General features: G+C 60.4%; 26 protein-coding genes. 9 read left to right on the top strand and 17 right to left on the bottom strand.

Going from position 1 to position 25214, the window contains the following annotated elements; all coding sequences use genetic code 11:
- The first annotated feature begins 258 nt into the window (after positions 1–258).
- Both IM738_RS00210 and IM738_RS00205 read left to right on the top strand, forming a co-directional pair.
- Entirely contained in the window at positions 259–1095 is an 837-nt protein-coding gene (locus IM738_RS00210; RefSeq protein WP_236963896.1) for an IclR family transcriptional regulator, read from the top strand.
- 114 nt (positions 1096–1209) lie between these two features.
- A complete protein-coding gene (locus IM738_RS00205) occupies positions 1210–2184 on the top strand; it encodes a Bug family tripartite tricarboxylate transporter substrate binding protein (protein WP_236963895.1) in 975 nt (324 codons plus the stop codon).
- Positions 2185–2318: 134 nt separating this feature from the next.
- Here IM738_RS00205 and IM738_RS00200 read toward each other — a convergent pair whose 3' ends face one another.
- The 10 genes from IM738_RS00200 to IM738_RS00155 all read right to left on the bottom strand — a co-directional run bounded on the left by IM738_RS00200 (position 2319) and on the right by IM738_RS00155 (position 11622).
- Positions 2319–2984, bottom strand: a complete 666-nt coding sequence (locus IM738_RS00200; protein ID WP_236963894.1) for a TetR/AcrR family transcriptional regulator — start codon at positions 2982–2984, stop codon at positions 2319–2321.
- Positions 2985–3185: 201 nt separating this feature from the next.
- A complete protein-coding gene (locus IM738_RS00195; protein ID WP_236963893.1) occupies positions 3186–4334 on the bottom strand; it encodes an ABC transporter substrate-binding protein in 1149 nt (382 codons plus the stop codon).
- 2 nt (positions 4335–4336) lie between these two features.
- Complete coding sequence (locus IM738_RS00190; protein WP_236963892.1) at positions 4337–5575, bottom strand: ABC transporter substrate-binding protein; 1239 nt, start codon at positions 5573–5575, stop codon at positions 4337–4339.
- The gene (locus IM738_RS00185) at positions 5572–6651 is read right to left on the bottom strand and encodes a branched-chain amino acid ABC transporter permease (RefSeq protein WP_236963891.1); all 1080 of its coding nucleotides are present in this window, start codon (positions 6649–6651) and stop codon (positions 5572–5574) included. Before IM738_RS00185 ends, IM738_RS00190 begins: the two co-directional genes overlap by 4 nt.
- Positions 6648–7529, bottom strand: a complete 882-nt coding sequence (locus IM738_RS00180; protein WP_236963890.1) for a branched-chain amino acid ABC transporter permease — start codon at positions 7527–7529, stop codon at positions 6648–6650. The genes IM738_RS00185 and IM738_RS00180 overlap by 4 nt, the downstream gene beginning before the upstream one ends.
- Position 7530: 1 nt before the next feature.
- Positions 7531–8241, bottom strand: coding sequence for an ABC transporter ATP-binding protein (locus IM738_RS00175; RefSeq protein ID WP_236963889.1), 711 nt, complete (start codon positions 8239–8241; stop codon positions 7531–7533).
- Positions 8238–9041: an ABC transporter ATP-binding protein gene (locus IM738_RS00170; RefSeq protein ID WP_236963888.1), complete on the bottom strand. Its 804-nt coding sequence runs from the start codon at positions 9039–9041 to the stop codon at positions 8238–8240. The genes IM738_RS00175 and IM738_RS00170 overlap by 4 nt, the downstream gene beginning before the upstream one ends.
- Positions 9042–9079: 38 nt before the next feature.
- Entirely contained in the window at positions 9080–9646 is a 567-nt protein-coding gene (locus IM738_RS00165) for a thiamine pyrophosphate-dependent enzyme (protein ID WP_236963887.1), read from the bottom strand.
- A 3-nt stretch (positions 9647–9649) separates the two neighbouring features.
- A complete protein-coding gene (locus IM738_RS00160; RefSeq protein ID WP_236963886.1) occupies positions 9650–10165 on the bottom strand; it encodes a hypothetical protein in 516 nt (171 codons plus the stop codon).
- The gene (locus IM738_RS00155; RefSeq protein WP_236963885.1) at positions 10162–11622 is read right to left on the bottom strand and encodes an aldehyde dehydrogenase; all 1461 of its coding nucleotides are present in this window, start codon (positions 11620–11622) and stop codon (positions 10162–10164) included. The genes IM738_RS00160 and IM738_RS00155 overlap by 4 nt, the downstream gene beginning before the upstream one ends.
- 459 nt (positions 11623–12081) lie before the next feature.
- On the opposite strand from IM738_RS00155, the gene cdd reads away from it, so the two are divergent.
- A complete protein-coding gene (gene cdd, locus IM738_RS00150) occupies positions 12082–13071 on the top strand; it encodes a cytidine deaminase (protein ID WP_236963884.1) in 990 nt (329 codons plus the stop codon).
- 788 nt (positions 13072–13859) lie between these two features.
- On the opposite strand, the gene IM738_RS00145 is transcribed toward cdd, so the two are convergent.
- The 3 genes from IM738_RS00145 to IM738_RS26025 form a co-directional block, all read right to left on the bottom strand.
- Positions 13860–14768: a DUF4113 domain-containing protein gene (locus tag IM738_RS00145; protein ID WP_236963883.1), complete on the bottom strand. Its 909-nt coding sequence runs from the start codon at positions 14766–14768 to the stop codon at positions 13860–13862.
- Positions 14769–14951: 183 nt separating this feature from the next.
- The gene (locus IM738_RS00140) at positions 14952–15242 is read right to left on the bottom strand and encodes a DUF6916 family protein (protein ID WP_236963882.1); all 291 of its coding nucleotides are present in this window, start codon (positions 15240–15242) and stop codon (positions 14952–14954) included.
- Positions 15243–15406: 164 nt separating this feature from the next.
- Positions 15407–15625 carry a BPSL0761 family protein gene (locus IM738_RS26025; RefSeq protein WP_442908475.1) on the bottom strand — a complete coding sequence of 73 codons (219 nt, stop codon included), beginning with the start codon at positions 15623–15625 and terminating at the stop codon, positions 15407–15409.
- Positions 15626–16370: 745 nt separating this feature from the next.
- On the opposite strand from IM738_RS26025, the gene IM738_RS00135 reads away from it, so the two are divergent.
- Positions 16371–16742, top strand: a complete 372-nt coding sequence (locus tag IM738_RS00135; protein WP_236963881.1) for a DNA-binding protein — start codon at positions 16371–16373, stop codon at positions 16740–16742.
- 373 nt (positions 16743–17115) lie between these two features.
- Here the strand turns inward: IM738_RS00135 and IM738_RS00130 are convergent, their stop codons facing one another.
- A complete protein-coding gene (locus IM738_RS00130; protein WP_236963880.1) occupies positions 17116–17403 on the bottom strand; it encodes a hypothetical protein in 288 nt (95 codons plus the stop codon).
- Between the two features lie 53 nt (positions 17404–17456).
- Between IM738_RS00130 and IM738_RS26020 the strand changes: the two genes are divergently transcribed.
- Positions 17457–17570, top strand: coding sequence for a hypothetical protein (locus IM738_RS26020; RefSeq protein WP_442908474.1), 114 nt, complete (start codon positions 17457–17459; stop codon positions 17568–17570).
- Here the strand turns inward: IM738_RS26020 and IM738_RS00125 are convergent.
- Positions 17522–18277 (bottom strand): hypothetical protein, encoded by a 756-nt coding sequence (locus IM738_RS00125; RefSeq protein ID WP_236963879.1) that lies wholly within the window; start codon positions 18275–18277, stop codon positions 17522–17524. The genes IM738_RS26020 and IM738_RS00125 overlap by 49 nt on opposite strands.
- An 84-nt stretch (positions 18278–18361) precedes the next feature.
- Here IM738_RS00125 and IM738_RS26015 point away from each other — a divergent pair, with 84 nt between their 5' ends.
- The 4 genes from IM738_RS26015 to IM738_RS00110 all read left to right on the top strand — a co-directional run bounded on the left by IM738_RS26015 (position 18362) and on the right by IM738_RS00110 (position 23423).
- Positions 18362–18796, top strand: coding sequence for a helix-turn-helix domain-containing protein (locus tag IM738_RS26015; protein WP_442908473.1), 435 nt, complete (start codon positions 18362–18364; stop codon positions 18794–18796).
- Positions 18797–19122: 326 nt separating this feature from the next.
- Entirely contained in the window at positions 19123–19869 is a 747-nt protein-coding gene (locus IM738_RS00120) for a TnsA endonuclease N-terminal domain-containing protein (protein WP_236963878.1), read from the top strand.
- Positions 19857–22142, top strand: a complete 2286-nt coding sequence (locus IM738_RS00115; RefSeq protein WP_236963877.1) for a transposase — start codon at positions 19857–19859, stop codon at positions 22140–22142. Before IM738_RS00120 ends, IM738_RS00115 begins: the two co-directional genes overlap by 13 nt.
- Positions 22143–22145: 3 nt before the next feature.
- Complete coding sequence (locus tag IM738_RS00110) at positions 22146–23423, top strand: ATP-binding protein (protein WP_236963876.1); 1278 nt, start codon at positions 22146–22148, stop codon at positions 23421–23423.
- Between the two features lie 56 nt (positions 23424–23479).
- Here the strand turns inward: IM738_RS00110 and IM738_RS00105 are convergent, their stop codons facing one another.
- Both IM738_RS00105 and IM738_RS00100 read right to left on the bottom strand, forming a co-directional pair.
- Entirely contained in the window at positions 23480–24811 is a 1332-nt protein-coding gene (locus IM738_RS00105; protein ID WP_236963875.1) for a TniQ family protein, read from the bottom strand.
- Positions 24808–25173, bottom strand: coding sequence for a helix-turn-helix domain-containing protein (locus tag IM738_RS00100; RefSeq protein ID WP_236963874.1), 366 nt, complete (start codon positions 25171–25173; stop codon positions 24808–24810). The genes IM738_RS00105 and IM738_RS00100 overlap by 4 nt, the downstream gene beginning before the upstream one ends.
- Between the last annotated feature and the right edge of the window lie 41 nt (positions 25174–25214).

Genomic DNA, 25214 nt, shown 5'->3' with positions numbered 1-25214 from the left:
GAAATGAGATCCGCCATCAGCTTGGCGCCAAGTGGAGAATGGCGAAACGCCCGTCTGCGGTGATTCGCACGAACTTCCGTGCGCAACATTTGCCATGTTCGTACGGGTATTGAAATACTACGTGGAATGTGAACTTCATCAATTTGTTTTTATGAAGGTCCATTATTTGGACTAATAAAACGTATGTAGACAATTGCTGGCGTGTGAACAACTTGTGCGGCAGAATGCCCGGAGTTGTTCCGCAGATTGGACCTATCAATGAGTACTCAGACACTCGAACGCGCAATCGGACTGATCCGCATCCTGGCGGCTGGTGGCACCGAAGGATGCCGTCTCGTGGATCTCCAGCAAACCTCCGGCCTGACCAAACCGACCGTGCATCGCATCCTCGGCACCCTGAAGCAGCAGGGGATGGTCGAACAAGTGGATGACAGTCGGCGCTATCGATTGGGCCAGGAGCTGGCGGTGTTGGGGTGGTCGGCCAACCGCACGGTCTACGACATCAAGGAACTCGCCGCAGAGGACCTGGCCGCGGTCGCAGCAAAGACCGGCGACACCGGCTTTCTTGCGATCCGCAGCGGCACCGAAGCGGTCTGCATCGACCGGCTGGCCGGTGCCTATCCGGTGAAAGCGTTCACAGTGGAAGTTGGAACTCGCCGTCCTCTCGGCGTGGGGGCCACCGGGGTGGCTTTGCTGGCAGCGCTGCCTCCGGATGAGTCGGAGGCTGTGCTGGACGTTGTCAAGGAGAGCCTGGTCCGCTATCCCAACGCTGGGCTGCGGCAAATCCGGGAAGCCGTGCAGCGAGCCCGGCAAGCTGGCTACGCACTGAGTGATGGCCTCATGCTCAAGGGCGTGCGCGGCGTTGCCGTTGTGATCCGGGACAGCGCGGGCCGGCCCATTGCGGGTATCGGGATCGGGGCCATCAACGACCGCTTGTCCCCGTCTCGCATCCCGGAGATCGTGCGCGTGCTTCGCCACCACGCCAACCACATCGAGCAACGGATCGCGACCGCCGAAAGCGGCACGGGCACCGGCAGCGTGCGGCGCTTCCGCGTCGCTGCAGGCAAGTCGATCGTCCACAAGAAGTCCAAATAATGGAATAGAAATCCAACGTGTTGTCAGCGGAGTTTCATAGGCGTGAAGATCGAGCTACGTGAATGGTCCATTTTTTGGGCCTTACGTTCAACACTTCAATCCGGACCCGACAACATGAAGCGACGCCAATTCACCCATGCCATCGTGGCCGCAGGCTGCGCGCCGGCCGCAGTGGCTCTCGCGCAAGACCCCTATCCAGGCAAGCCGGTGCGCCTGCTCGTGCCGTCCACTGCTGGTGGCGGCATCGACCTGCTGGCCCGCATGTTCGCGCAGCGGCTGTCCGAACAGATGGGACAAGCTTTCGTTGTTGAAAATGTGGGGGGTGCCGGTGGCACGATCGCTTCCGGGATGCTCGCCCGGGCAACGCCAGACGGTCACACGCTGATCTTTCAGGCCACCACCGCAGCGGTGAATGCCGCCTCGCTACCCAACCTGCCATTCGACGCCGTGAGCGCGCTCACACCCGTTTCGATGGCCGCGCGCTTCCCCCTTGTCATGGTGGTGAATCCCGCGATTCCGGCCGGCAACCTGCGCGAATTCATAGCGCTGCTGCGTGCCAACCCGGCCAAGTACAGCTATGGCTCGGCCGGTATCGGCACAGGCACTCACCTGGCGGCCGAGTGGTTCAAACTGCTCGCCAAAGTGCACATCCTGCACATCCCTTACAAAGGAACGGCATCGGTGATGCCCGACCTGGTGTCCGGCCAGGTTCACATGCTGTTCGACGGTGTGCCGCCGCAGTCGGGACACATCAAGGCGGGAAGGGTGAGGCCGCTGGCGGTCACATCGCAACAGCGCAGTACCGTGCTTCCCCACGTGCCCGCCATGGCCGAAGTGCTGCCGGGCTACGACCTGCCCTTCTGGACCGGCCTGTTCGCTCCGCCCAATACCCCGGCCTCAATCGTCGATAAGTTGGCCGGCGAGATCCGCAAGGCGTCCGAATCGCCTCAGCTGGTTGCCAAGCTGCAGGAGTTCGGTGCTGAAGCCCAGCCAATGATGCCTGCGGAGTTCACCCGCTACTGGAAGGAGCAAGTCGCTCTGTACCGCAGGATCATCAGCGACGCGAAGATCAGGTTGGATGCTGGCTGATGCAGACGCATGTTCAGCACCTGCCCCACCTCGAAGCCGCACCCGTCACCGAGCAGATCGACACATCGCCGAGGTGACGGTCAACCTGTTCCTCCGTGCGCTCGCGTGAGGAGCGTCCTTGGCCGCTGGTGCGATCAGCGTGTCAAGGTCTTGCTTCGCACCGCAGCTGGCGCGGAGCGCCCCGGTGTTTTGCGCCCAGTCCGTGCGGTCCCACCTGCGCCATACGTCCTGTGCAGGCTGGTCAACACCAGTTTGACCATGTCCCCCGCCGTCGGCCCAGCCTTGAAGGTGGACGCGGCGCCATACGTGAGTTCCATCACCAAGCCGCCGAGCGTTTCCGCGTCCGCCGGCGCGGCGCCGGGCGAGAACAAAGCCATCAGTATCTCGCCCATGCCGCGCCACTGCTCGCGGAACAGATTGCGGTGCCGTTTGCCGAAAGTCTTGTCTAGCTGAACGCGACGAAAAAACTCCAAAGCGATCAGGCCCCAGCTCGGGTCGCGTGAGCGCTCCAGCGACCAGGCGCTGATGACTTCGATCAGTTGCAGGGGGTCACGCGAGTCACCAAGCAGCGCCTCGATTTCAGTCACGTCCTTGGACGAGTGCGTCTCCAGCAGCTCCAGGACAATCTCTTCCTTGCTGCTGAAGTTGGAATAGAAGGCACCCTTGCTAAAGCCCGCTTCGTCGGCGATACGGTCGATCGACGCGCCCTCGTAGCCCTCGCGCGCGACCACCATTCGCGCCGATTCCAGCAGCTTCGCTCGGGTAATGGCTCGACTTTCTTCTCTTGTCAGGCGCGGCACGACGGCTCTCGCGAATGGTCATGGAGCTTGATATCTTATAGCGGCACCATCGGCAGAAGACGCATCGGCTACAACCCGCGAGAAACCGGTCTCGCACCGTACGACCTCGCTTGCCAAGGGCCTGCCTTGGGCTTCTCGGTCACACCGTTCGATGCTCGGTTTTCGCGTGTTTCGCTTCGATGCTTTCTGCCGCGCAGGCCCCTAGCGCACGATGGACGCGCCCGAGCCCAGCATCACCAGCTCTGTAAAGGTGCTGCCCGTGCGATCGCCTGCACCGTAGCGCACCAGCAGTCCATCCAGATCGAGCGGCCGGAACGACTCCAACGCGCGCACCAGTTGCTCGCGCGTGGCGCGTGGTCCGGCGCGCCGCAGACCTTCCACCAGTACGCGAGCCTCCAGATAGCCTTCCAGCCCATGAAACGAAGGCTGCGCCGCAGGATCGAGGTGTGCCAAATGTGCTCGGTATTGGCCGGCAAGCGCCGACGTTGGGCTGGTGGGCGCAGGCACCGGTTGCGATAGCCCTATGCCGACAGCCTGCGGACCGAGCTCGGCCCGCAGGTCTTCAACTCGCATGACCGAGAGGCCGAAGATGCGGGCCGCGCCGCCACCCTCACGGTAGGCGCGCAGCACGCCAGCGAAGGGCTTGGGCAACACCGAGATGAAGATGACCTCGGGCCGGGTCTGCAGCAGCTGCGTCGCCACCCGTTTCGCATCGTCGCCCTTTTCAAACGCCAGTTCACTGAACGTCCGGCCCGCCCGCCGCAATGCGCTGGTGTACGCCGCTGCGCCGGACGGGCCATAGGCCTCGCGACTCGCCAACACCAGGAAACGCTGCGCGCCCAGCGTCACCTGATGCCGCACGGAGGCAGTGGCCTCCTCGACGGCGGAGACACGCACCGGGAATATCCAGCGGCGCGGCGGATGGCGCGCGTCGTTGGCGATGCTGGCGGCACCCACCAGCGGCGCGCCCATGCGTTCGGCCACTTCGATCACAGCCGGCACGGTTGGCGTGCCGAAAGCGCCGAGCAGGGCGAACACGCCTTCCTGCGCCAACAGAGATTGTGTCTCGCGCGCAGCCCGTGTAGCGTCGTAGCCGTCGTCGCGATCAAGGACGACGATGCGCTGGCCGTGAATGCCCCCGCTGGCGTTGGCGTGCGCCATGCAGGCGTCGGCGCCTTGCGTGCGCTGCCGAGCCATGCTGGCGAACGCCGGTACGCTGTGCGGCAACACGCGCCCGATCCGGACCGTGTTGCCCGCGTCGTCCGCTGCCCTCAACGCCGGTGCCACGGAGAAGGATCCCAGTGCCGCCAGGCTTTGCAGCCAGTGGCGGCGCGTGAAAGGTTTGGCCATGTTCAGTGCTTGGGTGTACGACCCTCGAACGACACCAGCTTGCCCAGCGGTTGGTAGGTCTCGCCGTCAAAGCGCATCAGCTGCAGGCTCTCGATGGGATAGGGGTCGCCACCCGCGCGCGTGCTCAGCGTGATGCCTGGCAGCAACATGCCCAGTTCAACCTTGTCCAAGTTGCGCGCGGCGTCCAGCATGGCCTGTCGCGTCGGTTGGCGCATCAGCTCCAGGACGCGCATCAACGCTTCGCCCGTCAGGTAGCCAACTTGTCCTTGCGAGTCGGTCCTGTCAAAGCGCGGCTTGGTCGCCGCGTGGTCCGCCAGATAGCGTTTGATGCCGGCGTCGTCGGCAAAAGCGGATGCCTCCACCTGCTTCACGAACTGGCTGGTGACCAGCCCCTTGGCATTGGCAAGACCCGCAGGCTTGAGAGCGGCGACCGAGGAGGCGATGTACGAAAGCAGCGTCACCGGCTTCCAACCGCTCTCTGCGGCAAACTTCACCGCCTGTGCGCCCTGGCGCGGCGGGGCGATGATGACCAGCGTGTCGGCCCCTGACGCCTTGAGGTTGCTCATTTGGGTGTCGATGGTGGGATCGACCGGCGTCACCGCCTGTTCAGCCGCGATCTGCAGGCGCGAACCTTTCAGTGCATGGGTGAAGGCTTCCTTGAAGGTCTGACCGGTCTCGGTGTTGAGGAACAGCAGTGCCACCTTGGCGTCCGGTTTGTTTGCTTTCAGGTACTCGGCGAACACCGCCGCTTCGGTGGTGAACGAGGGCACCAGACCGATCATCCAGTTGGGGCCTTCGGCGAGCTCCTGCACGCCCGAATACATGAAGAGGTTGGGCACCTTGCGCTGTTCGACGTAACGACCAATCGCCTGGTTGTTCGGCGTGCCGGACACCCCCACCAATGCGAACACCTCGGTCTGCTCAACCATCTTGCGCACGTTCGTCAGCGTGCGCTGCGGATCGATCGCATCGTCCTGAATCACCAGTTCGATGGTGCGCGTCATACCGTCGCCCATCTTGACGCCACCGGCGGCATTGACCGCAGCCACTTTGGTGCGTATGCCTTCCGATACGGCGCCAACACTGGCTACCGGGCCGGTCAGCGGTGCCGAGATGCCGATGCGGATGGTCTTGTCGGTGATGCCGGGGTCGGCTGCCTGCGCCGCGGCAGCGGCCAGACTGAACACGGCAGCAACAATGCGCAGAGCGCTGCGGCGATGCATATGGGAAAGAGCGGTCATGGGGATGTCTCCTGTTTGTGGTTGGGAGCCGGGGCCGTAGCCGCCGACCGGGTGGGAAGACCCTTGCGGGCGAGTGAGAACAGGGTGGGCGCAATGCGCTGTGCCAGGCCAACCAAGCCATCGCGGGCAACCAGCATCATCACGATCAAGCAAACGCCGTAGATCAGCCCCCCCAAAGCCGGGCTGAGTTCGGCGGTCCATTCCGGCACGAACACCACGAAGAAGGCGCCGAGGAAAGCGCCACTGACGCTGCCGATGCCGCCCACGATGGCGCCGATCAGGATCTCGATCGAGCGCCCGGCCAGGAAGGACTGCGGGCTCACGTAGCCGTTGAGAATGGCGAACAACCCACCGCCCAGTCCGGCGAAGGCGGAGCTGACGGCAAAAGCGGCCAGTCGCGCCCGAACCAGGTCCACCCCGAGTGAGGTGGCGACCAGCGGGTTGTCGCGCAGCGCCTGCAGCGCGCGGCCGCTGTCGCCGCGCGTCATGCGCAGTGCAAGCACGGCACACACGGCGGTAGCAATCGCGCACAGTGCGTACAGCCACAGGTCGGGTCCTACCGGCAGCCAGGCAGGCGGCGCGGGTGGATCGAAGGTGATGCCGGTGACGCCGCGGGTAAGGCGGTCGAACTTCAGGATCAGTTGCGGCGTGAGCACCGCGACGCCGAAAGTGACGATGGCCAGCTGCAGCCCGCCCAGTCGCAGCGCCGGTAGGCCGATCAGGACACCGATCAAGGCGGTGACGGCGGCGGCCACAGGCAGTGTCGCGAGCGCCGGCCAGCCTGCCTGCGCCACCAAGATGGCCGTGGTGTAGGCGCCGCAGGCAAACAGCGCGCCTTGGGCCAGGCACACTTGGCCCGCGAAACCGAGCAGCAGGTTGAGACCGAGGATGGCGAGCGCGAAGGTCAGCGCCGTGCTGACTTGCAAGACCAAGAAGTTCGGCAGCAGCATTGGGATCAACACCGCCACAAGGAGGAGCAGCGCGAGCGGGGCATACCCGACGTACCGGGCCAAGGCGAAGCGAGTGAATCGCGATGGATCGACGCGCGCGGTAGAAGCAGGTCGCAAGGCGTTCATACCCGCACCGCCATCGTCTGACCGAACAGTCCTTGCGGTCGCAGCAGCAGCACCGCCAGCGTGAGCGCCAGCGGGATCAGCAGGCGCAGCTCCGATCCGATGAAGGGCAAAAAGGTCGCGCCCACACTCTCGGCGACCCCAATCAAGAGCCCACCCACCACGGCGCCGATCGCGCTGGTCCAGCCGCCGAGCGTGGCGGCCGCCAGTGCATACACCAGCACCGGAGCCATCATGATGGGGCTCAGGAACAGGCGCGGCGCGACGAGCACGGCCGCGACGAAACCGACCACGCTGGCCAGCCCCCAGCCGAGCATCAGCATCAACTCCACCCGGATGCCGACGATCGTGCTTTTGTCGGCATCGGCCGCCGCGGCGCGCAGCCCGAGACCCAGGCGGGTGAAGCGGAACAAGGCCGCGAGCGACAGCGCCAAGGCGCACAGAACGCCCAGCACACCCAGGTTGTATGCGGTCAGGCGCACACCAGCCAGGGTCCAGCCACCGGCCGGAAACAACGCGGGAAAGGTTCGCTGGTCGGCCCCCCACAGCCACAGGCAAAGCGCCTGGAACGAGAGGAACAGGCCGAGCGTGATCACCACCACGGTTTCCACCGAGGCGCGCGACACCGGACGCACCACCAGTTGGAACACCGCAGCGCCGAGCACGAACGCCAGCACCGCTGAAACCGCCAGGGCCAGCGGGACGGCCACACCCAATTCGCACAGCTGCCAGGCCAAGAAGGCGCAGAAGGTCGCGATCTCGCTCTGTCCGAAGTTGACGATGCGCGTGGCACCGAAGATCAGCACCAGCGCAAGCGCGAGTGCTGCGTAGATGGCGCCGGCGGCCAGGCCGTCGACGATCTGTTGCATGAGTAATTGCATGTCAGGCTCCAAGATAGGACTGCTGGATGGCAGGAGAGAGCAGCAACTCGTCGCTGCTGCCCTCCAGCGTGATCTCGCCGGTTTCAATCACGTAGGCACGCTGCGCCAGCCGCAGCGTGAGGTCGGCGTTTTGCTCCACGATGACCAGCGTCGTTCCGTATTCACTGTTGATGCGTTCGAACACCCGGAACATTTCCTGCGTGATGGCGGGCGCCAGGCCGAGTGAAGGTTCGTCGCACATCAGCAGACGCGGCCTCGACATCAGGGCGCGGGCAATCGCCAGCATCTGCTGCTCGCCACCGCTCAGCAAGGCGGCGCGCTGCCGCCGCCGCTCGTGTAGCCGAGGGAAGACCTCGAACCAGCGCGCCATGTCGGCGGCGATCTGGCGGTGTGATGCCACGGTGTAGGCACCCAGCGCCAGGTTTTCTTCGACAGTGAAGTCGCCGAAGGTGCCGCGCCCTTGGGGCACGTGAGCCAGGCCAAGCGCGACGCGGCGCGCCGGGTGGACGGTGCCAAGGTCGATACCGTCGAACAGCACTTGGCCGCGCGCCGCAAGCAAGCCGGACAGTGCGCGCAGGGTGGTGGTCTTGCCGGCGCCGTTGGCGCCGAGCAGTGCAACGATCTCACCGGCATGCACTTCGAGGCTGATACCGCGCAGCACTTGCGTGGCGCCGTAGCCCGCGTGCAGTCCGCGAACCTGGAGCAGGCTCATGCCGATCTCCCGAGATACGCTGCCACCACGTCCGGATTGGCGCGCACGCTCGCCGGGTCGCCCTGGGCCAGGTTGCGCCCCAGGTTCATGACGACGAGCCGCTGACACAAGTTCATCACCAGCCCCATGTGGTGCTCCACCAGCAGCACGGTGAGGCGGTGGCTCGCGCAGATGCGCCGCACCAGTTCGCCGAATTGCGTAACTTCGCCATGCGTCAGGCCGCCGGCCGGTTCGTCCAGCAACAGCAGGCGCGGTTCAGAGGCGAGCGCCCGCGCGATCTCCACGCGCTTCTGGGTGGGATACGGCAAGGAGCCGGCAGGCTCCGCCGAATGCATCTGCAGGTCCAGTTCGGTCAAGATGGCATGACAGCGCTCGGCCAGCTCCCGCTCGGCGCGCACCGTGCGACGCGGCTGGCACAGGCTGGTGAACAGACCCTGGCGGGCGTGGTGGTGTGCGCCCAGCATCACGTTCTCCAGCACCGTCATGCCAGGGTAAAGGCCGACGTTCTGGAAAGTACGTGCGATGCCAGCCGCGATCACCTGGCGCGGACGGAGTGCATCAAGGGACCGGCCCTCGAACATGATGCTTCCGCCTGTGACGTCATACAGGCGCGTGATGCAGTTGAACAGCGTGGTCTTCCCGGCACCGTTCGGGCCAATCAGGCCGCAGATTTCGCCTGGTTGCAGCGCCAGGCTCACGTCGGCAAGTGCCTGCACGCCGCCGAAGCGCACGCTGACCTGTCGCACCTCCAGCAGGGGTGGGGGTGGGGACGCCGCGTTGGCTCCCATGGGTGAGTTCATGCTTGTCTCCTTTATTGTTCTGACCAACCAGAGGCTGGTCACTTATTCGCTAAGGCCAGAGCAAATTCACGACGTGCGCGCTCTCCGTGAATGTGCTCATAGTCAGGCGCGGGTGAGGTATCACCCGCTTCGAGATGAAGCTCGACGAACGTCGGACCGGGCGCGCTTAGCAGCCCCTGGGCCCTGGCTGCAAAGGCAGGTAGCGCAGAGAACGATTCGGTATGGCGGTATCCCGCGTTGCGCGCGATCCCGGCGAAATCGAGAACGCCTTGTGCCGGGATGGGGTGCCCACCGTTGGCCTCGTAGCTTCCGTTGCGCGAGACAAAGTGGATGAGGTTCTTCGGCGCGGCCGCGGCAATGGTGACCAACGTTCCGAGGTTCATCAGCAAGCTACCGTCTCCGTCCAGCACCACGATGCGCCGCTCTGGCATGGCCAAAGCCAGGCCGAGTGCATGGGAGGAGGCCAGGCCCATCGCGCCCACGGCCACGTAGTTCAGAGGGTGGGGACGAATCGTGAGCCACTCAAAGGCGGACGAGTAGGTGGATACCACGATGTCGTGGGGCAGGAGGTCGGCAAGCAGCCGAAAGCAGGCGTCACGTTTCATGGCTTAGGCACTGGGATAGCGGGTAATGAGCACAGTGAGGGGTTCATTGCGTTCGAAAGCTTGCGTGAGGGCCGGCGCGATAGCGGCGGCTTCGTCGTCGTTCCTTGCCAACCGATAGGGCATACCCAGCGCTTCGATCAACGGGATCATTCGGTTGACGCCGTAATTGACGGATTGCCTCGGATCCTCCGGCGTGTCCGCGAACAGCAGGCCCACCAACATGCAGATCGGCTGGCGGTACTCCATAGCGATAGCGCGTATCGCATTCATGGACGCCATGAATCCCGTGTACTGAATCAAAATGGCCGCGCGTTTTCCGCCCGCCAATAGCCCGGCACAGATGCCAATGGCTTCCTCTTCGCGGCATACCCGGACAAGCTTGAGATGCGTGTCCTTGGCGAGCGGGCGCAAGACACCCTCCGAGGTTGTCAGGTCGGGAACAGAAATGACGTACTCGATCCCTGCGCCCTTGAGGGCGTTCAGGATGGATGCGCCTCGGAGCTGGGTTGTGTCGTTCATTGGTACTCCATCCATACGCTCTTGGTTTGCAGGAACTCGCGGACGGCCTCCTGTCCGTTCTCGCGACCGAAGCCGGACCTCTTGAAGCCGCCCAGCGGGGTCATGCTGCTCACCCCGCGGTAACTGTTGATCCAGACCGTCCCTGCCTCAAGCTCCTTGTGCAGCCGCAGCGCGCGGTCCAGATCGCGAGTCCACAATCCGGCCGCCAACCCGAAGGGGGAATCGTTGGCGATTGCGACCGCTTCGGCCTCGGTCTCGAAGCGCATCACGGCAAGCACGGGCCCGAAGACCTCCTCCCGCCACACTCGCATCGAGGGGCTGACTCCGGTGAAAATCGAGGGCGGCACAAACAAGCCGCCGGACGGACAACTCGAAGAGAGTTCACCTTTGAACGCGCAGACCGCCCCCTGTTCGTGCGCATCGAACAGGTGTGACTGGATCATTTCGAACTGGGCGCGGGTCGTGATCGGCCCCATCGCCGTCTCTGCTGAAAGAGGATCGCCGACGACGATGGCGCGAGCCCGATCGATGAGACGTCGGACGAACTCGTCGTAAATGCCAGCCTGCAGCAGGAGCCGCGAACCTGCGACACAGGACTGACCGCTGGAAGAAAAGATGCCAGCGGCAACCGTTGGAACCGCTCGGTCGAGGTCTGCATCGTCGAAAACGATGACCGGCGACTTCCCGCCAAGCTCCATCACCGTGGGTTTGAGGTGCTTCGCAGCGAGGGTCGAGACAGCGCGCCCGCCAGCCTCCCCCCCAGTAAAGGTGACTTTCGCGACCTTTGCGTGAGCAACCAGTGCCTCGCCGACCTCGTGCCCGTAGCCAGTCACCACATTCACCACGCCGGCCGGAAACCCGGACTCAGTCACCAGCTTGGCAAAGTGCAGCGTGGAAATCGACGCATGCTCAGACGGCTTGACGATGGTCGTGCAGCCTGCAGCAAGGGCGGGGGCGATCTTCCAGGATGCGATAGCAAGCGGGGAATTCCAGGGGGTGATGGCGAGGACCACGCCCACAGGCTCGTGGCGCGTGAAATTGAACACTCCATTGCGGTCGACCGGGATGACTTCGGCCTCGATCTTGTCGACCAATCCCCCAAAGTAACGCCAATGCTGAGGAAGGTAGGCATATTGCTTGCGCAGCTCAGATATGGGCTTGCCATTGTCGCGCGCGTCCAGTTGCGAGAGCAGCTCCGCGTCCCGTTCCAGCAAGTCCGCAAGGCGGAACATCAAGGCGCCGCGTTGGGTGGGCGTCAGCTTCGCCCATGCACCGCGCAGCGCCTCATGCGCGGCCACTGCTGCCACTTCGGCATCCTCCACGCTTCCGCGGGGGATCATCGCCCAGACTTCTTCAGTTGCCGGATTCAGCGAGCCAATCCACTCTCCACCGCACGGGTTGTGCGCCTTTCCACCGATCTGCATCGGGTATCGCGCTACTTCGATTTTTTCAGACATGATTCCAATATTCGGACTTTCGATGACAGGTAATGTGAATCAAATGCACATTTACTACCAAGTCGTTTGAAATATGTTCCGTATATTGGACTTCTGTTGATCGCTACTCCGATACGCGGGGAAGGGGTGCGTGAAAGCCCATGCGGTGCTTTTCCGCCTGGTTATCTACAGACACATCGACACCATGGAGCAACAAGGTTTGGGATTGAACCAGGCAAGGGCCTGTGCTCATTTGCTCAAGTGAAGTCCATCACAAACCCGTCATCCCAGAACCGGCCTTTGCCCGCAATCAAGCGTAGGCAATGCTGGTGCCGCCATGAACCCACAACGCACCGACTTGGCAATCCTGACAGGGAGCCACGTCTGACCGGTTGCCGTCCTTGATACGTTCAGGTCGGTGGTGCCATGCCTTAAGGCGGCACTCGGGGATGGGTTTCGTTCACACACTTTGGAGACAACATGGCCAGCACTTCTCAACGCAACTCCGCCTGGATCGCAGCCATCAACACCCTGCCTACCGACATCCGATCGGACATCGATGCGATGTGGGATCAGGGGGGCTTCCTGTCGGCCAACCAGGTGGGCAGCATTCTGGGCAAACTCGGCGCGCAGGCAGAAATTGGGACCCTGATGATGCAGCTGTTGCCGTTGGCACAGACCTACGCAGTGGTGCCTGTCTCGCACTATCAGGTCGGGGCCGTAGCGGCCGGTATGCCCGTCCCGGGCACAGGCTGGGCCAGCTTGTATCTGGGCGCGAACTTCGAGTTCAGCGATGTCGCCCTGAGCTTCACGGTGCATGCCGAGCAGGCCGCCACCAACAACGCCTGGCTCCATGGCGAAGCGGGTCTGCAGGCCTTGGCGATCAGTGCCGCGCCGTGCGGGTATTGCCGTCAGTTCCTGTACGAACTGGTGTCCGCCCAGCAGCTCAACATCCTGCTGCCGCCGGTACCGGCCGACCCGAACAAACCCTACGCGTACACGATGACACCGCTCACCACCTTTTTGCCCGATGCCTTCGGGCCGAGTGACCTGGGCATCACCGGTGGACTGATGGACCCCAAGCTGTGCACGCACGCGGTGAGTTTGCCTGGCGGTGCGCCCAGCGACCCGGTCATTGCGGCCGCGCTCGCAGCAGCGCAGGGTTGCTACGCCCCTTACCCCACCGACACCGCATACGGTTACGCGGGCATTGCGGTGCAACTGAATGACGGCAGCATCTATGCGGGTCGGAACGCCGAAAACGCAGCCTACAACCCCAGTCTTTCACCGCTGGAATCGGCGCTGGCCTTCATGAACATGAACCAGCTGCAAGGCGCCACCCGCAGCGTCAGCCGGTGTGTGCTGGTGGAGGTACCGACACTCTCCAGCCAGCAAAGTGCCAGTGCGGCCGTGCTGGCGGCCTACGCGCCTGGTGTGGCACTGGAGTACTGCGCGGCGACCAGTCCATGACTGTTGCTCGGGTGGGGGGAAAGCCGGCGCAAGCCGGTTTTTCCGCTTTTGGGCCGTCAGTCCCAATGCGCAGTCGTTGTTCGACCTGCAGCCGGAAGCCTTCGTGGATGACTACCTCCCCAATTGCAAAGGGGGGGCGAGTATTCACCGATCCTCGATTGTCCGCGAGCCAAATGTTTTACCCAAGCGAGACCACCCAGCCGTGTGGGTGTCTTCAGCGCACCGCGACCTGTTGGACTTCGCCCAAGTGCGGATGCCAAGTATTCCGTTGACCACCCTGGCAATCCGTCAAACGCATATACCTTGGTGAATATCTATCAATATCTATCAACGTATACGCCTGTATGTCAGGACCTTGTTATACGGGTGTAGATTTTGATAAATATGGGTCGCGTGAATGAGTTCGTCGGCTCTGATTCATTCATTTCAAACCAAGGATGGGAGCAAGGCGGACCTGTTGAGCGCGAGGTCGAGCCTTCGCGTCCAACTCCACTGTGGACCACACCCCTTTGGATGGAGTCCCGCAACCCAGCAGCCGCTACGAAAGTAGGTCATCAATGGTCACTCCGTGTCGGCACATCTGCTCTTTGATTTCATCGATCACGGTTTGCCTGCGCTCCTCGGTCGACTCCTCTGCTGACGTGAAGAACGCGCTGGCGCTTTTGAGCAGGTCCTGATAACGCTGGTCAGACAGCGACGGCCCGTTCTTGCTGCCTGTGACTGACCTATGGATGGGGTTCTGTCTTCGAGTTGAATTCATGTCGCCCCCACTCTAACCAAATCCAGCTTCACGCCCTTACCACCGGCACATCCTCCAGCCTCTTCGTGTACTGCGGGGTGAGTCGCTCCTGCTTCATCCCCCACTCCCGTTTAGGCCCCGCCTGCCCCGTGGCTGCCGTGTGCACCGTTCCCTTGCCGTAGCGCCCGTTGATGGCATCCATCGCCGTCATCAACCTGGAACTGTCGCGTGGTGTGCTCTTGTCTTCACGCTCCACAGGTTCAAGATCCAGCTCCCGCTGTAGGATGCCCGCCGGTTGCAGGTCCATCAGCATCACCCCAGCCTTGATGAATCGATAGCCCGGCACGTACATGTAGCGCATGCCATCCGCAGCAGCCTGGGCCAGCGCCAGGGTGTCGTCTGTGGGTCTTCGCAGCGGCACCACCACGCTTCGTGAGCATTGCGCCCCTGGGCGGTGCGGTGAGGTGTGCATGAAAACCAGCATCTCGGTCGCCAGGGTGCGCTGCTTGCGCAGCTTCTCGGCTGCCCGACCAGAAAACTCGGTCACGGCTTCAACCAGCGGTCTCAGCTCGTGCATGGGCTTTCCGAAGGAACGGGTACAGGCGATCTGCTGTTTGGGCTCCGGCGCATCGTCCAGCTCGATGCAAGGCATGCCCTGCAATTCGCGAACGGTTTTCTCCAGCGTGACACTCCAGCCTCGGCGAGCGGTGGCCGGGTCCATGCGGGTGAGGTCCAGCACGGTCTTGATGCCACCGTCCTGCAACTGTTTGGCGATGCGGGGCCCCACACCCCAGACCTCCCCCACGCCGGTGGCAGCGAGCACATCATCCAGGTCCTGGGCTGGCAAGGCAGCGAGATTGCAGATCTGCGCGAGTTCTTGCGGGTAGCTGCCGGGCTTGCGCTCCGCGGTCTTGCCGATGTGGTTCGCCAGCTTGGCCAGGGTCTTGGTCTGGGGCAATACCGATGCAGGTGGGGATGCCCGTCCATTGCAGAATGCGGCTGCGGATTTTGTGTGACCGGCCCACCAGTTCACCGCGCACCCCCTGCAGGCCAATGAAGCTCTCGTCGATGGAGTAAATCTCCTGATTCACCTTCGCCGCCTTTGCCGTAGGCGGGGTGTTCAATGCCCCACTTCGCAAACTCAGTTGAACACCGCTTGGTAGAGAAACCCGGCTTTCTCGTACGCGATGGGAACGAGAAAGATGCCCACCTCACCGACCCGGGCGTGGTGCATGGGGTAGATCTTCTGAGGAAACAACACCGCCGCCGAGTTCCGAAACAGCAAAGAAAACGGCCGCCGGACGGTGTTGTGGGCTTTTGTTTCGATGGCTCTGGCCTCGACCAGAACGAACTCCAGCGACACGCCGTCCAGTTGGGTGGCAAAGGGCTCGTTCACGCAGCCCGAGAAGTGTTCCAGTGTCAACAGGTTCATGGATGTAAAGTGTCTTGAACACGGGGCCGAAGTCCTTTGCCTCCCAGCCGGACAGACAGACGTGATCCGAACCGGGAGCTGTTTCAACGGTGGCAATCGTAAGAGGATTTCAGCCCGTAGAAATGGGCGCCAGTGAGTCTAGAAAGCAGCTTTCTCAGTGTGCTTCAAGCGCTGTCTTCTGGAGCAAGATACCCATGGAACGGAGTGGGGGACGAAGCTGATTCATGCGCCATCTCTTTGATGGTTGGGGCGTCGGGATAGTGGCGCAACGTGACTCTAACTTGCTGTTTGACATCTGCAGGAACATCTTCGCGTGCCAGGAGTTCACGCAATACCTCCCCGGCAAATCGCAGTGCCCTTGTTCTCTCGACTGGCGTCGTCATATCTGGATCTCCTGTCCAACCTAGGTGTTCGAGTCAAGCCGTTCGAGTGTTGCACCACTGCCTTCCACACACTAGAATCGAGCACAACAACTTACCCATCTGCTGTTTCAGCTTGACTGTTGCGCGGATGGGGGGAAAAGCCGGCGCAAGCCGGTTTTTTCGCTTGTGAAGGGATCTCATTTTCGGACATGCACCGTTCCCACAAATGACTTGATCTCCGCCCTATGAAGGGACCTTGATTGTCGGCGGCGATCCAAACCTGAGCTACTGTGCCGACAGAATATTGAGTCACAGACTGAAGCCGGCATTGAGAGGGTTGGCAGTGGATAAGCGAAGGAGCTTTCCTTGTTTGGTGATCTCCTTCATGTTGTGTTGACGGCGATGGGCAAGATGCGCATGGCACCCTCCCGTAGAAGCCTACCCATTGCTGCGCCTGCTCAGAACGGGTCGGGCTCCGCCTGCTTCTCGGGCGCCTTGAGCCTTCTTGACTGCAGTCGTTCTACGGCTGAACCGAATCGCCCCACTTGGGGCCTCGTGCCAGGAGCAGTCGCTGCTCAAACGGTGAAGCAGACATTCAATGTCCAAACAGGCCGCAAGCCGCGCGAGCTCGCGAGCGTCGAGCGACTGAATTTTTGTTGGGGTTTGCTCGCTCTTCTGATCTTCCCTGGCACTGAATTCCAGATGTGCACTATGCGTGAAATATGCGTACTATGTGCATCAGGCATCAGATTGGTGGAGGTCAAAAATGAGTGCCCTGGCTTTTTTCGACATTCTGGAGGGCGCGCGCGAAGCCGGCACAACGCGCCTATCTGCTGCAGCAGTCGCTGAAATTTTTGAGCTGCAGCAGCAAGAACTGGCCGCCCTGGCAGGTGTGCATCGAAACACTCTTCGAACTCACCCCGAGTCCCCGAAACTGCAGGTCACCCTGCGCGATCTGATGCGCTTGCTCTCCGCTGCGTCCGAAGATCATGAGGACCTCCCGCGAGCGGTTTTCCTGATCAAGAACGAGCCAATCCCCGCATTCCGTCACAAGACGTTGATTCAGCTCGTGGGAGTAGACCGCGCCGAAGACGCGATCGGCTACCTGGAATCCGTCAGGTCCGGATTCGCGGGGTAATGTCACATCGTCAGATCTCGAACTCTTGTACAGCCTCAGTATTTGAGTCAAGCCGTTCTCGTGGCGCTGCGAGGTCTTTTCGTTTTTCTTGGTGCCGCGTCCTGAGGTTCTGTCAGGAGTTTCCTTAGCCACCTGCTGACAGCGGCGCTCCTCTGGATGTCGAGCAACTCGAATTCTTTGTGCTCTTGAATGTGATCATCCAAGTCAATGTGCAAGTTTGAACCGCTCATGGACACCAGGTAATTGAGGACGTGTTCGCCAACCAACCCTCTGGGCGCAAATCGAAATGGAGTGTGTCTCGGGCTTGGCCTCTGTAGACTCAAATCATTATCGGTTACCCAGGTAACCCACCCTCTCTGGTGGGAGCATCTGATCAGCTGAAGTTGAAGTGCAGACACGCATGAGCGGAGATATTGCCTGTCGATTGGTTCGCCTCGATGTGCTCTAGGGCTGCTGGCGCCCATAGAGCCTCAGTGACTCCGTTTCTCACCATGCCCTGGCTTACATCAAATCCTTTCTCGACATACGCACCCAGCGCCTCTCGAACACGAGTTCGAAAGCCTGCCTCATCCTGAGCCATAGCGATCATTGAACATATGGTTCTCCCCTCACCAGTGGCTGATATATCAGCCCAACCTGTCCAGATTTTCATTTCGTCCACCTGATACTCCTTCAGTCCGTGGATGGCTTTGATGCAGCCCCGCCGAGGCCGGCATGGCGATCAAAGAGATATGCCGCAAATACGACTTAAGTGACGCGACGTTTTATGTGTGGCGCTCCTACTCGTGCTCGCACAGTCTGGCCTGTTGCCAAAATTCGAGTCTCTGACTCCAGCCATCTAAGTGCCGACCCACATCTTTTGGGGTTGCCACATGGCCATCAATCGACATCGCCTCCATGGCGCGCGCTGCAAGCACTCGTGACAGCTCCTGCAGTGGTGGCACCAACAGCGAGTTGAGAGGAAGTTGTTCTGCATGCCGCTGCAATAGCCAGGTGCTGGCAATCAATGCATCTCGTGCGCAGTACGGATGGGCTTGCAACTGTGCAATGCGGGCTACGCAGACCAAGCCACCCAGACTCCAACATGTCGATGTACCGAGCATGTCAACGATGACTGTCTCCCGCATTCTTCGCAAGCGGGTCGCAGCAGTTCCACTGTGTTCATGACGGAGTCTCGACGCGATCTCTTGAGGAAGTAGTTCGGCAGAAGAAAGCAGCTCTTCTGGTGAAAAACCTCTCTCCTTCAACAGAAACCATAGTGGCGTTTTGAACCAGGCTGACGACCCTGGAACGACAGCTTCTGCCCCGTCTATCCACTTTCCCTCGCAGTTCAACCCTCGGTTTTTCGAGGGCATCACGGCTCCTTTGGAGTACTTGAGAAAAATGCCGCTGGGGTCTACGACCTTCTTTCCAAGTCGGCTCTGCAGCTCCAGTTCCAGCTCAAGAAAGTTCTTGATCTGCATGGCTTCAGCCACGCCAGCAGCCCAGACGATGGATCGCAGCCTTTCTAGATCGGTCCGCCGTGAATTGGTCATGTCAATGTTGAGGGCAACTCCTGCTTTGCGGAGACGCCGAAAAGATGCCACATTTCCCGAACTTAAAGCAAACACACGAAGTTCATGAACGCGCACAAAGAGTCTCAGCTGTCCCTGACGGGCCGGAGCTTTGGGCACATTCTCAGATGCCTGCGCCAACGAAATGGCCTGACACAGCAGGCGCTTTCATCTAGGGCCAAGCTGTCCGTGTCTCGAATTTGTGACCTCGAGAGAGGCAGATGTCCACCACCCTCTCGCACAACTTTCGATCGACTGACGACCGGGCTTGGCCTGACACGAGCCGAGGTCCAGCGACTTGCAATGGCCGCCGCCTTGATCGAACCGGAGCGAGGGCTGAACGTGTACTTGCCCGAACCAAATCGTCTTGTGGCCGAGCTGGTCCTTCAGTCCCACACGTTGTCCGAGCAGACCGTGCGTCTGATCACGGAACTGCTTAAGCCCACCAACATATCTCGTACCGACTCCCGTAAGGCGAACCACGAGAAAGGTCCCCTATGAGCTAAGAACACACAAAGAAAAACGGCGAACTGGTTGCACCCAGTTCGCCGCCATTTACCCCGGGGATACGAGGCATGTCTTGACAGGACGAGCCAAGTGTATGGCTGCGCCTGCGCTTTCGTCAATCCCCTCTTCTTACTGATATAGACGAGGGCAACATGCGAACTACAAAGCGGTTTTCACCAGCGGTGCTGGACAGGTTCTTGCGCCAAGAGAGAGGGACTGGAACCGGTCAGGAATACATCCCATGGCACCAGGTCTCGAGAGGTGACCCATCCAGTAGCGGGAGAAGTCACTGGCACATCTTTCGCAGCAGGCAAGACCACTTGCTGAGCGACATGGAGCAGACTTGCTTTCATTTCATCACCATGATGGCCGGCGTCGAGGACTGCCGTGAACAGTACCCACTGTCGGTCGATGCCTCGGTCCATCCTCTGCTCGACTACGGGTTCGGTAACCCGCTGAAGCAGTATCCCGGAACCAGAGAGATCGCTAAGGAACTGGGATATCGGCACCCAAAAACCCACGGCGCAGGTGCATCCTGCGAGTGGATCCAGACAACCGACTTGTTGGTTGCGCTGAATCACGCACACAACCCAAAGGCACCCAGCCCAAAGTCAATGCTTGCGGTTGCGGTCAAGCCCACGGCGGAGTTGTCCAAGCGTGCACGCCAACTGCTCGCGATTGAACGGAGATACTGGCTCGCCCGCGGCGCGGAGTGGATTTTGATCACGCCAGAGCTTTACGTTCCAGAGGTCAAAAAGACACTGGAAGAGATCTCACCCTGGACGACCAAGACCGAGCCGGTTTCTCATACCTCTCAGCGGCTTGCTGCGGCTCTGGCCAAAGAGCACTGCCACCGAACCTTTCGGGATCTCCTGACGGTGCTGGAGTGCCATTTCGGCTCAGAAGAATTGGCAAAGCGGGCGCTTTGGCAAGCGGTGTGGAACGGGCTCATTCCGCTGGATCTCAAGCATGGATGGAGCCCCACAAGGCCCTTAAAACTCCTGGACCCGACTGAATTCACAAAGCTGAACCCTGTGGCCTGCAGGAGGTCGTCATGGAATTCATGATCAACAGTTGCTTTCGTGTGCTCCAGCCTCCCCCAAAAAAGGAGCTGATTCAAGCAGGCGTCTACCGAGTTTTGCTGGATGACCTTCGACAGAACATAACCTGTGCAGCCTTGATTTTTCCAGAAGGTGATGCCGCGTCGCATCCGAAGCTCGGACGTCCTGCCAAGCCGACAAGCCAACGTCTTCAGGCACCCAAAAAACCACCACAACCCTTGGTCGGAAAGCTGTCTTGGTTTGACCGAGACATGCTGCTATGGATGCACAAACGGGAGCATCTCATTCCATTCTCTGTGCAGCCTAGGGTGATCGACCGCCGCATAGGAGAAATGCCTGCAAACCTCTCTGCCGCAGACAAGCTGTATATGGTGCGTGTGGAGCAAATGCGGCTTTTCCTGGACATCCTGCACCTTCAAGAAGGCATCGTCGTTCACCAAGGTGTTTCGGGACTGGTCCGCGAGACCATGGCTCGCTCACAGATCAGCAAGCCAACCGTGTACAAGCTTTGGTCGTTGTTGTTGCGATTTGGTCTGGACCAGAGCAGCCTCTACCCAGGCTTTGATCGATGTGGAGCGCCAGGCGTGCTCAGACCCTGCGCCCCTCCGCGAGAAGGCGCTCTTCCCAGAAAAAAAGCCGGTCGCAAGTCACCTGATGAGCGTCTGGCAAAACTTCATGGGGAAGTTGTCGAACCCAAACAGCCGGGGATGACTCTCAAATGGAGAGCTTTGATCCTGGCAGCAGACAAGAAGATTCCCGTGCCAAAGCCCAGCTGGCGAGTCCGTCACCGGATGATCGTGGAATCAGGCTTCGTAAGTCGCGCAAAGGAGGAGAACGGCAAGCTGGTGATGATCCCTCCTGCCATCTATGAATACCCGAGCCCTGATCAAATAAAGTGGCTATTGGGCAGTGAGCTTTCGAAGCTCGAGCGCCTCATCGAGCGGACAACGAAACGCCATTTTGACTCTCAGTTGCGTGGGCTCAAGTCCCGAAGCTGGGCTGGTATGGCTGGGCCCAATCACACTTGGGCCATCGATTCGACTATCGGTGATGTCTTCCTTCGCTCCAGCATCAATCCAGCTTGGATCATTGGTCGCCCCGTGGTCTATGTCGTCGTCGACGTATGGTCGACCGCGATCGTCGGCTTCCATGTCTGTTTGACCGGACCCAGTTGGGCCACCGCTGCAGTTGCTCTCTTCAACTCAACGGCTGCGCCTGACTTGTTCCAAAGGGTGTACGACTACACACCAATGGCCAGTCTTTACCCAGCCCCTACGCTCCCGCACGTTCTCTTGTGCGACAGGGGCGAATATCTGTCGAAGCGCCATGCGAAGACCTCGCTTGAGCTTGAGTACAACGTGTCCTTTACACCTCCCTACCGGGGCGATCTCAAAGGTATTGTTGAGGTCTTACACAGAATCGCCAAAGACAAACAATTCATCTTTCTCCCGGGCGCCATCGACTACCGCAGAAAGGAGCTCGAGCTTCGCAGGTCCCATCCAGATCAATCCGCGCTGAACTTGCGTCAGTTTGTGGCCTTTCTGTTCGAGCTTTTTACCGAGTACAACTTCACCTCAGATCGGCAGAAAAGTATGACTGCAGACATGATCGCGGCTGGCGTCTTCCCCTCCCCGGCGGGTCTCTGGAGGTGGGGAAACGATATGGGGTTGGCCTATCGGCGCGAGGTACATCCGGACCACCTGATCGAGCAGTTCTTGCCAGATACGCAAGCCCGCGTCCGTCGCGACGGCGTGTGGTTTTCAAAGTGTGACTACTCTCATCCGAGCCTGGATGCACTGAACTGGACCGCAACCGCGCGCAACCTGGGTGGTTGGGACATTGGGGCGTGGCATCACCCTGCCTCGATGGGGTCACTTTGGACACGACTGCCCGGGCATCCGGGCTTGAGCGAACTTCGCATATCAGCCGAGGCCCGCGCAACCAACGAACACAGCCTGGATGAGTGGTCGGATGCCCTCGCCATTTCCGCGCTGGGCAAGAAGGAGCGCGATCACCAGCGCCTGGAATTCTCGATTCGGACGGCTGAGCGAATTCGTGAACTTGTGGGCGACGCCAAACAGTTGACGCGCGCAGCCATCGAAAAATCGACCGGCTCTCGTCCGACATTCACCGAGGCCAGGATCATGGAGGTCGCTGCTGGCAACGGCCCTGAGGCATCTGAAAAGGACACCGGCGAACAACTGCGCGACGAAGCAATGCAAGCGCATGAAGAACGCCTTGCGGAGTTTCTCAGAACGCTAAACCAGGATGGGGAGTGACTGATGAAGCGCACCCCAGAAACCAAGTCCAGCTACACGGACAACTTGCTCATCCAATCACTCTCTGCGACTCCAACGCCGAAAGAGGTGCTCCAAAGACTGACCTACCTTCCGCCGGTTCCTCGCGACGTCGCGGGAATCCCCAGGCACGAACGCCTGCACCACCTGATGCAGATCCGTGATCTGCACCTGCCTTCTGCCATCGAGTGTCAGCTGCTCCAGTCAATCGATCTGATGATCAAGCAGGGTTACAGCTACCGTGACCCAAGGCAAGCGTTGACGTGGACAGGCATCAGCGGGGAGGCGAGCGCGGCAGGGATTCGACTTCCAAAAGCTTTGTCTGCCGCCGTGGAAGGCCTCTCAGGCGTCGGCAAAACGGAAGCGTGCCTGCGGTGCTTGCACGCACTGGGTCCACAGGTGGTTGTTCACGACTCCTTTCCAAAGTTGGTTGGAGGCCTCGCGCAAGTTGTGTGGTTGTCTGTGGAAGTACCACCGTCTGGTCGAGCAAGCGATTTGGCTCGAGCACTCATGAACGCCTGGCACGCCGCCACAGCGAGCTCGCGCTTTGATTCAGCACTGTCGAAAGACAGGCTCGACGGGATGAAAGCCCTGGACGAATGGCGTCAAGTGGCAACCTCACATTTTTTGGGCATCCTCCACCTCGATGAGATCCAGAACTTGTTCAAGATCCGCAGCCTCAAAGACCGCAAGAGCCGCGCGCAAGCGCGGCTGGAACTGAGCATCGTCGAAGACCAGGTGCTTCGATGGTTCTTGAACCTAACCAACACAGGCCAGATCCCTGTCATCGTGTCGGGGACTCCGGACGGCATCGGCGCACTAACCAAAAGGTTGAGCACTGCACAACGCATCAACACGGCGGGGTACCACCGGCTCGACCGCTTCACGGATCCAAGAGAGGGTTCTTTCCGCAAGATCTTCCTGCCCGTGCTAGGTCAATACCAGTATGTCGCCACCCCTCTGCCCGTTGACGACGCCCTGGCGAAGTTGATCATCGACCTGTCCGCAGGTATACCGAGGATCGTCATCGCTTTGTGGATTGGCGCCCATCGTGTTGCATTCACTCGGCGCGATGACGATCTGAGGCATGGTGACTTCACCACTGCAGCATCCACCTGGTTGGCACCCCTTCAACACGCGGTCAAGGCCATTCGAGAAGGAAATGCTGCAGCGATGAGCCGGTACGAAGACCTGATCCAAACAGATACTTCGTTCTGGCAAGACTTCTGGGCAAAGTCCATTTCGAGTTCGCCCTCCGCATGAACCATGTCAAGTCCCGAGCCGTCAACCAGCTCGGCGCAATCGCTGCGCGGTCACATCTAGATTCGCTGGGTGATCGCAGGCGCAAAGTCGCTTCCGGTGTCGAGATAGATGGGGTCGTTGAGGCCCATTTTTTGGACGGCGCAGGAGATTGGGTACAGCGCCTCATCAAAGACATCTCGTATGTCGCCTAGTGCGACACCGACTTCTTCGCATGCCTCGTCAAGTCGTCGCCCTTCGCGAAGCAGCAGCTGAACGACCTCAATGAACTTCTGCGGTCCAACCTTTCCAAGGTTCGCCAGTCCTCTGCGTTTGAGTCGTGTTGCTACGTGCGGACCTGATGAAGGTTGTCGCTGATTCATCGCGACCAGATCTCCGTTGCACTCAATGTACTGGGAACGAATTTTGACCAGCCCGACCGGTCTGCTTTTCGGTTTGAGTTTTGAGTGCACTACCGTTCTTGGCCAAGGAGCAAGTTCTGCCTCTCGATCGATGATGTATGAGGCCGCTTTGTCCGCACTCTCACACATCACAGCAAACGCCATGGCGTAGGCAAGAGAACTGCACCCTGGTGATCCACCGTTTGCGAGGAGATCGATCGGACCAAATTTCACCTGGTTGAGCTTTCGAATGCGGCTGGGGAAAACCAGTTCAAACAGCTTCTCCCCTAACCGCTCATGCACCAGGTCGCTCAAGTAAGGCAGGCCTGTGGTCCTTTTGCCAGAGTGAATGCCACGCTCCTTTGCGAGCACAAGAACGTTTCGGGCCACCACACATTCGTTTCTGGGTCCCGCTAGATTGAGAAGGTAACCACAGACCTCCAAAAATTGCTCCAACAGATGACCGGCGTCTTCACCACGGGATATGAGTGGCTCCCACTCTTCGGAACAGGACACCCAAAAACTGGGGGACTTGAAGAAGGCACCTTTGTTTTTCACAAAGCTCAGCTGACGAGAATGGCGGCTGCACCTTGTCTGACCAAGCAGTTGATGCTCTCGTCGCCAATAGGACTCCCCATGAAAGGACAGGTCCTCTTCGACGCAACCACGGCAAAAGTTGGCATGCTCAGTCATTTTCCGACACCCGACACTACGGAGCAGTTGGGGAGACTCCCATTGGCCTTTGGAGGAGGCTCGTGAAAATCGGGTGACTGCCTTTCTGAGTGGAATCAGGGTATGAGCTCTCACAAAAGACAGCAGGGGCATGCCAGCCACTTGGGCCATCAGCTGCACCACTGGCACCTGAACTCGCCTTTGCCCTACTACTCCACACCAAGCTTGCACGTGCGTATTGGCCACAGCCTCAGATGGCCACCCGTTGCGCTGAGCAACACGTCCCTCGTATCCACTGACCCACTCATCCGGATAGGGCTCGGGACGGACGATGCTCATGCAGATCCCCTTGATGTGGAGGCATGGCCTGCCCCGGATGATTGAAGCACTGCGAGGGACCGAATGACTGCGGCCAAGGCTCTGGCGTGTGACGCTGACCCATCCCACGCCTGACGCACCGCCTCGATCAGCTCCTCGTTTTCATGGACCGCTTCTGAGCTGATGCCGTCCCCTCCCCGCTCAACAAACAGGCAGACCTCTTCAAGCAACCTTGATTTGCGCAATCCACGGCCACTCAGGATTCGGCTGACCTGAGATTGACTGGCGCCCAGCGCCTCAGCGATCTGTGCCTGGGTGATGCCCTGCAGCCTGGACATGCGCGCTGCATTCAGAACTCTGGACTGGATATCGCTTTGCAACATGCATAAAGCATATCCAATTGCATTTATGCATGTCAAGTGAC

The sequence above is a fragment of the Hydrogenophaga sp. SL48 genome (genome assembly GCF_021729865.1).
Taxonomy (GTDB): Bacteria; Pseudomonadota; Gammaproteobacteria; order Burkholderiales; family Burkholderiaceae_C; genus Hydrogenophaga.
Note: the sequence above shows the minus strand (reverse complement) of the source record. Positions and strands in the feature narration are given on the sequence as shown.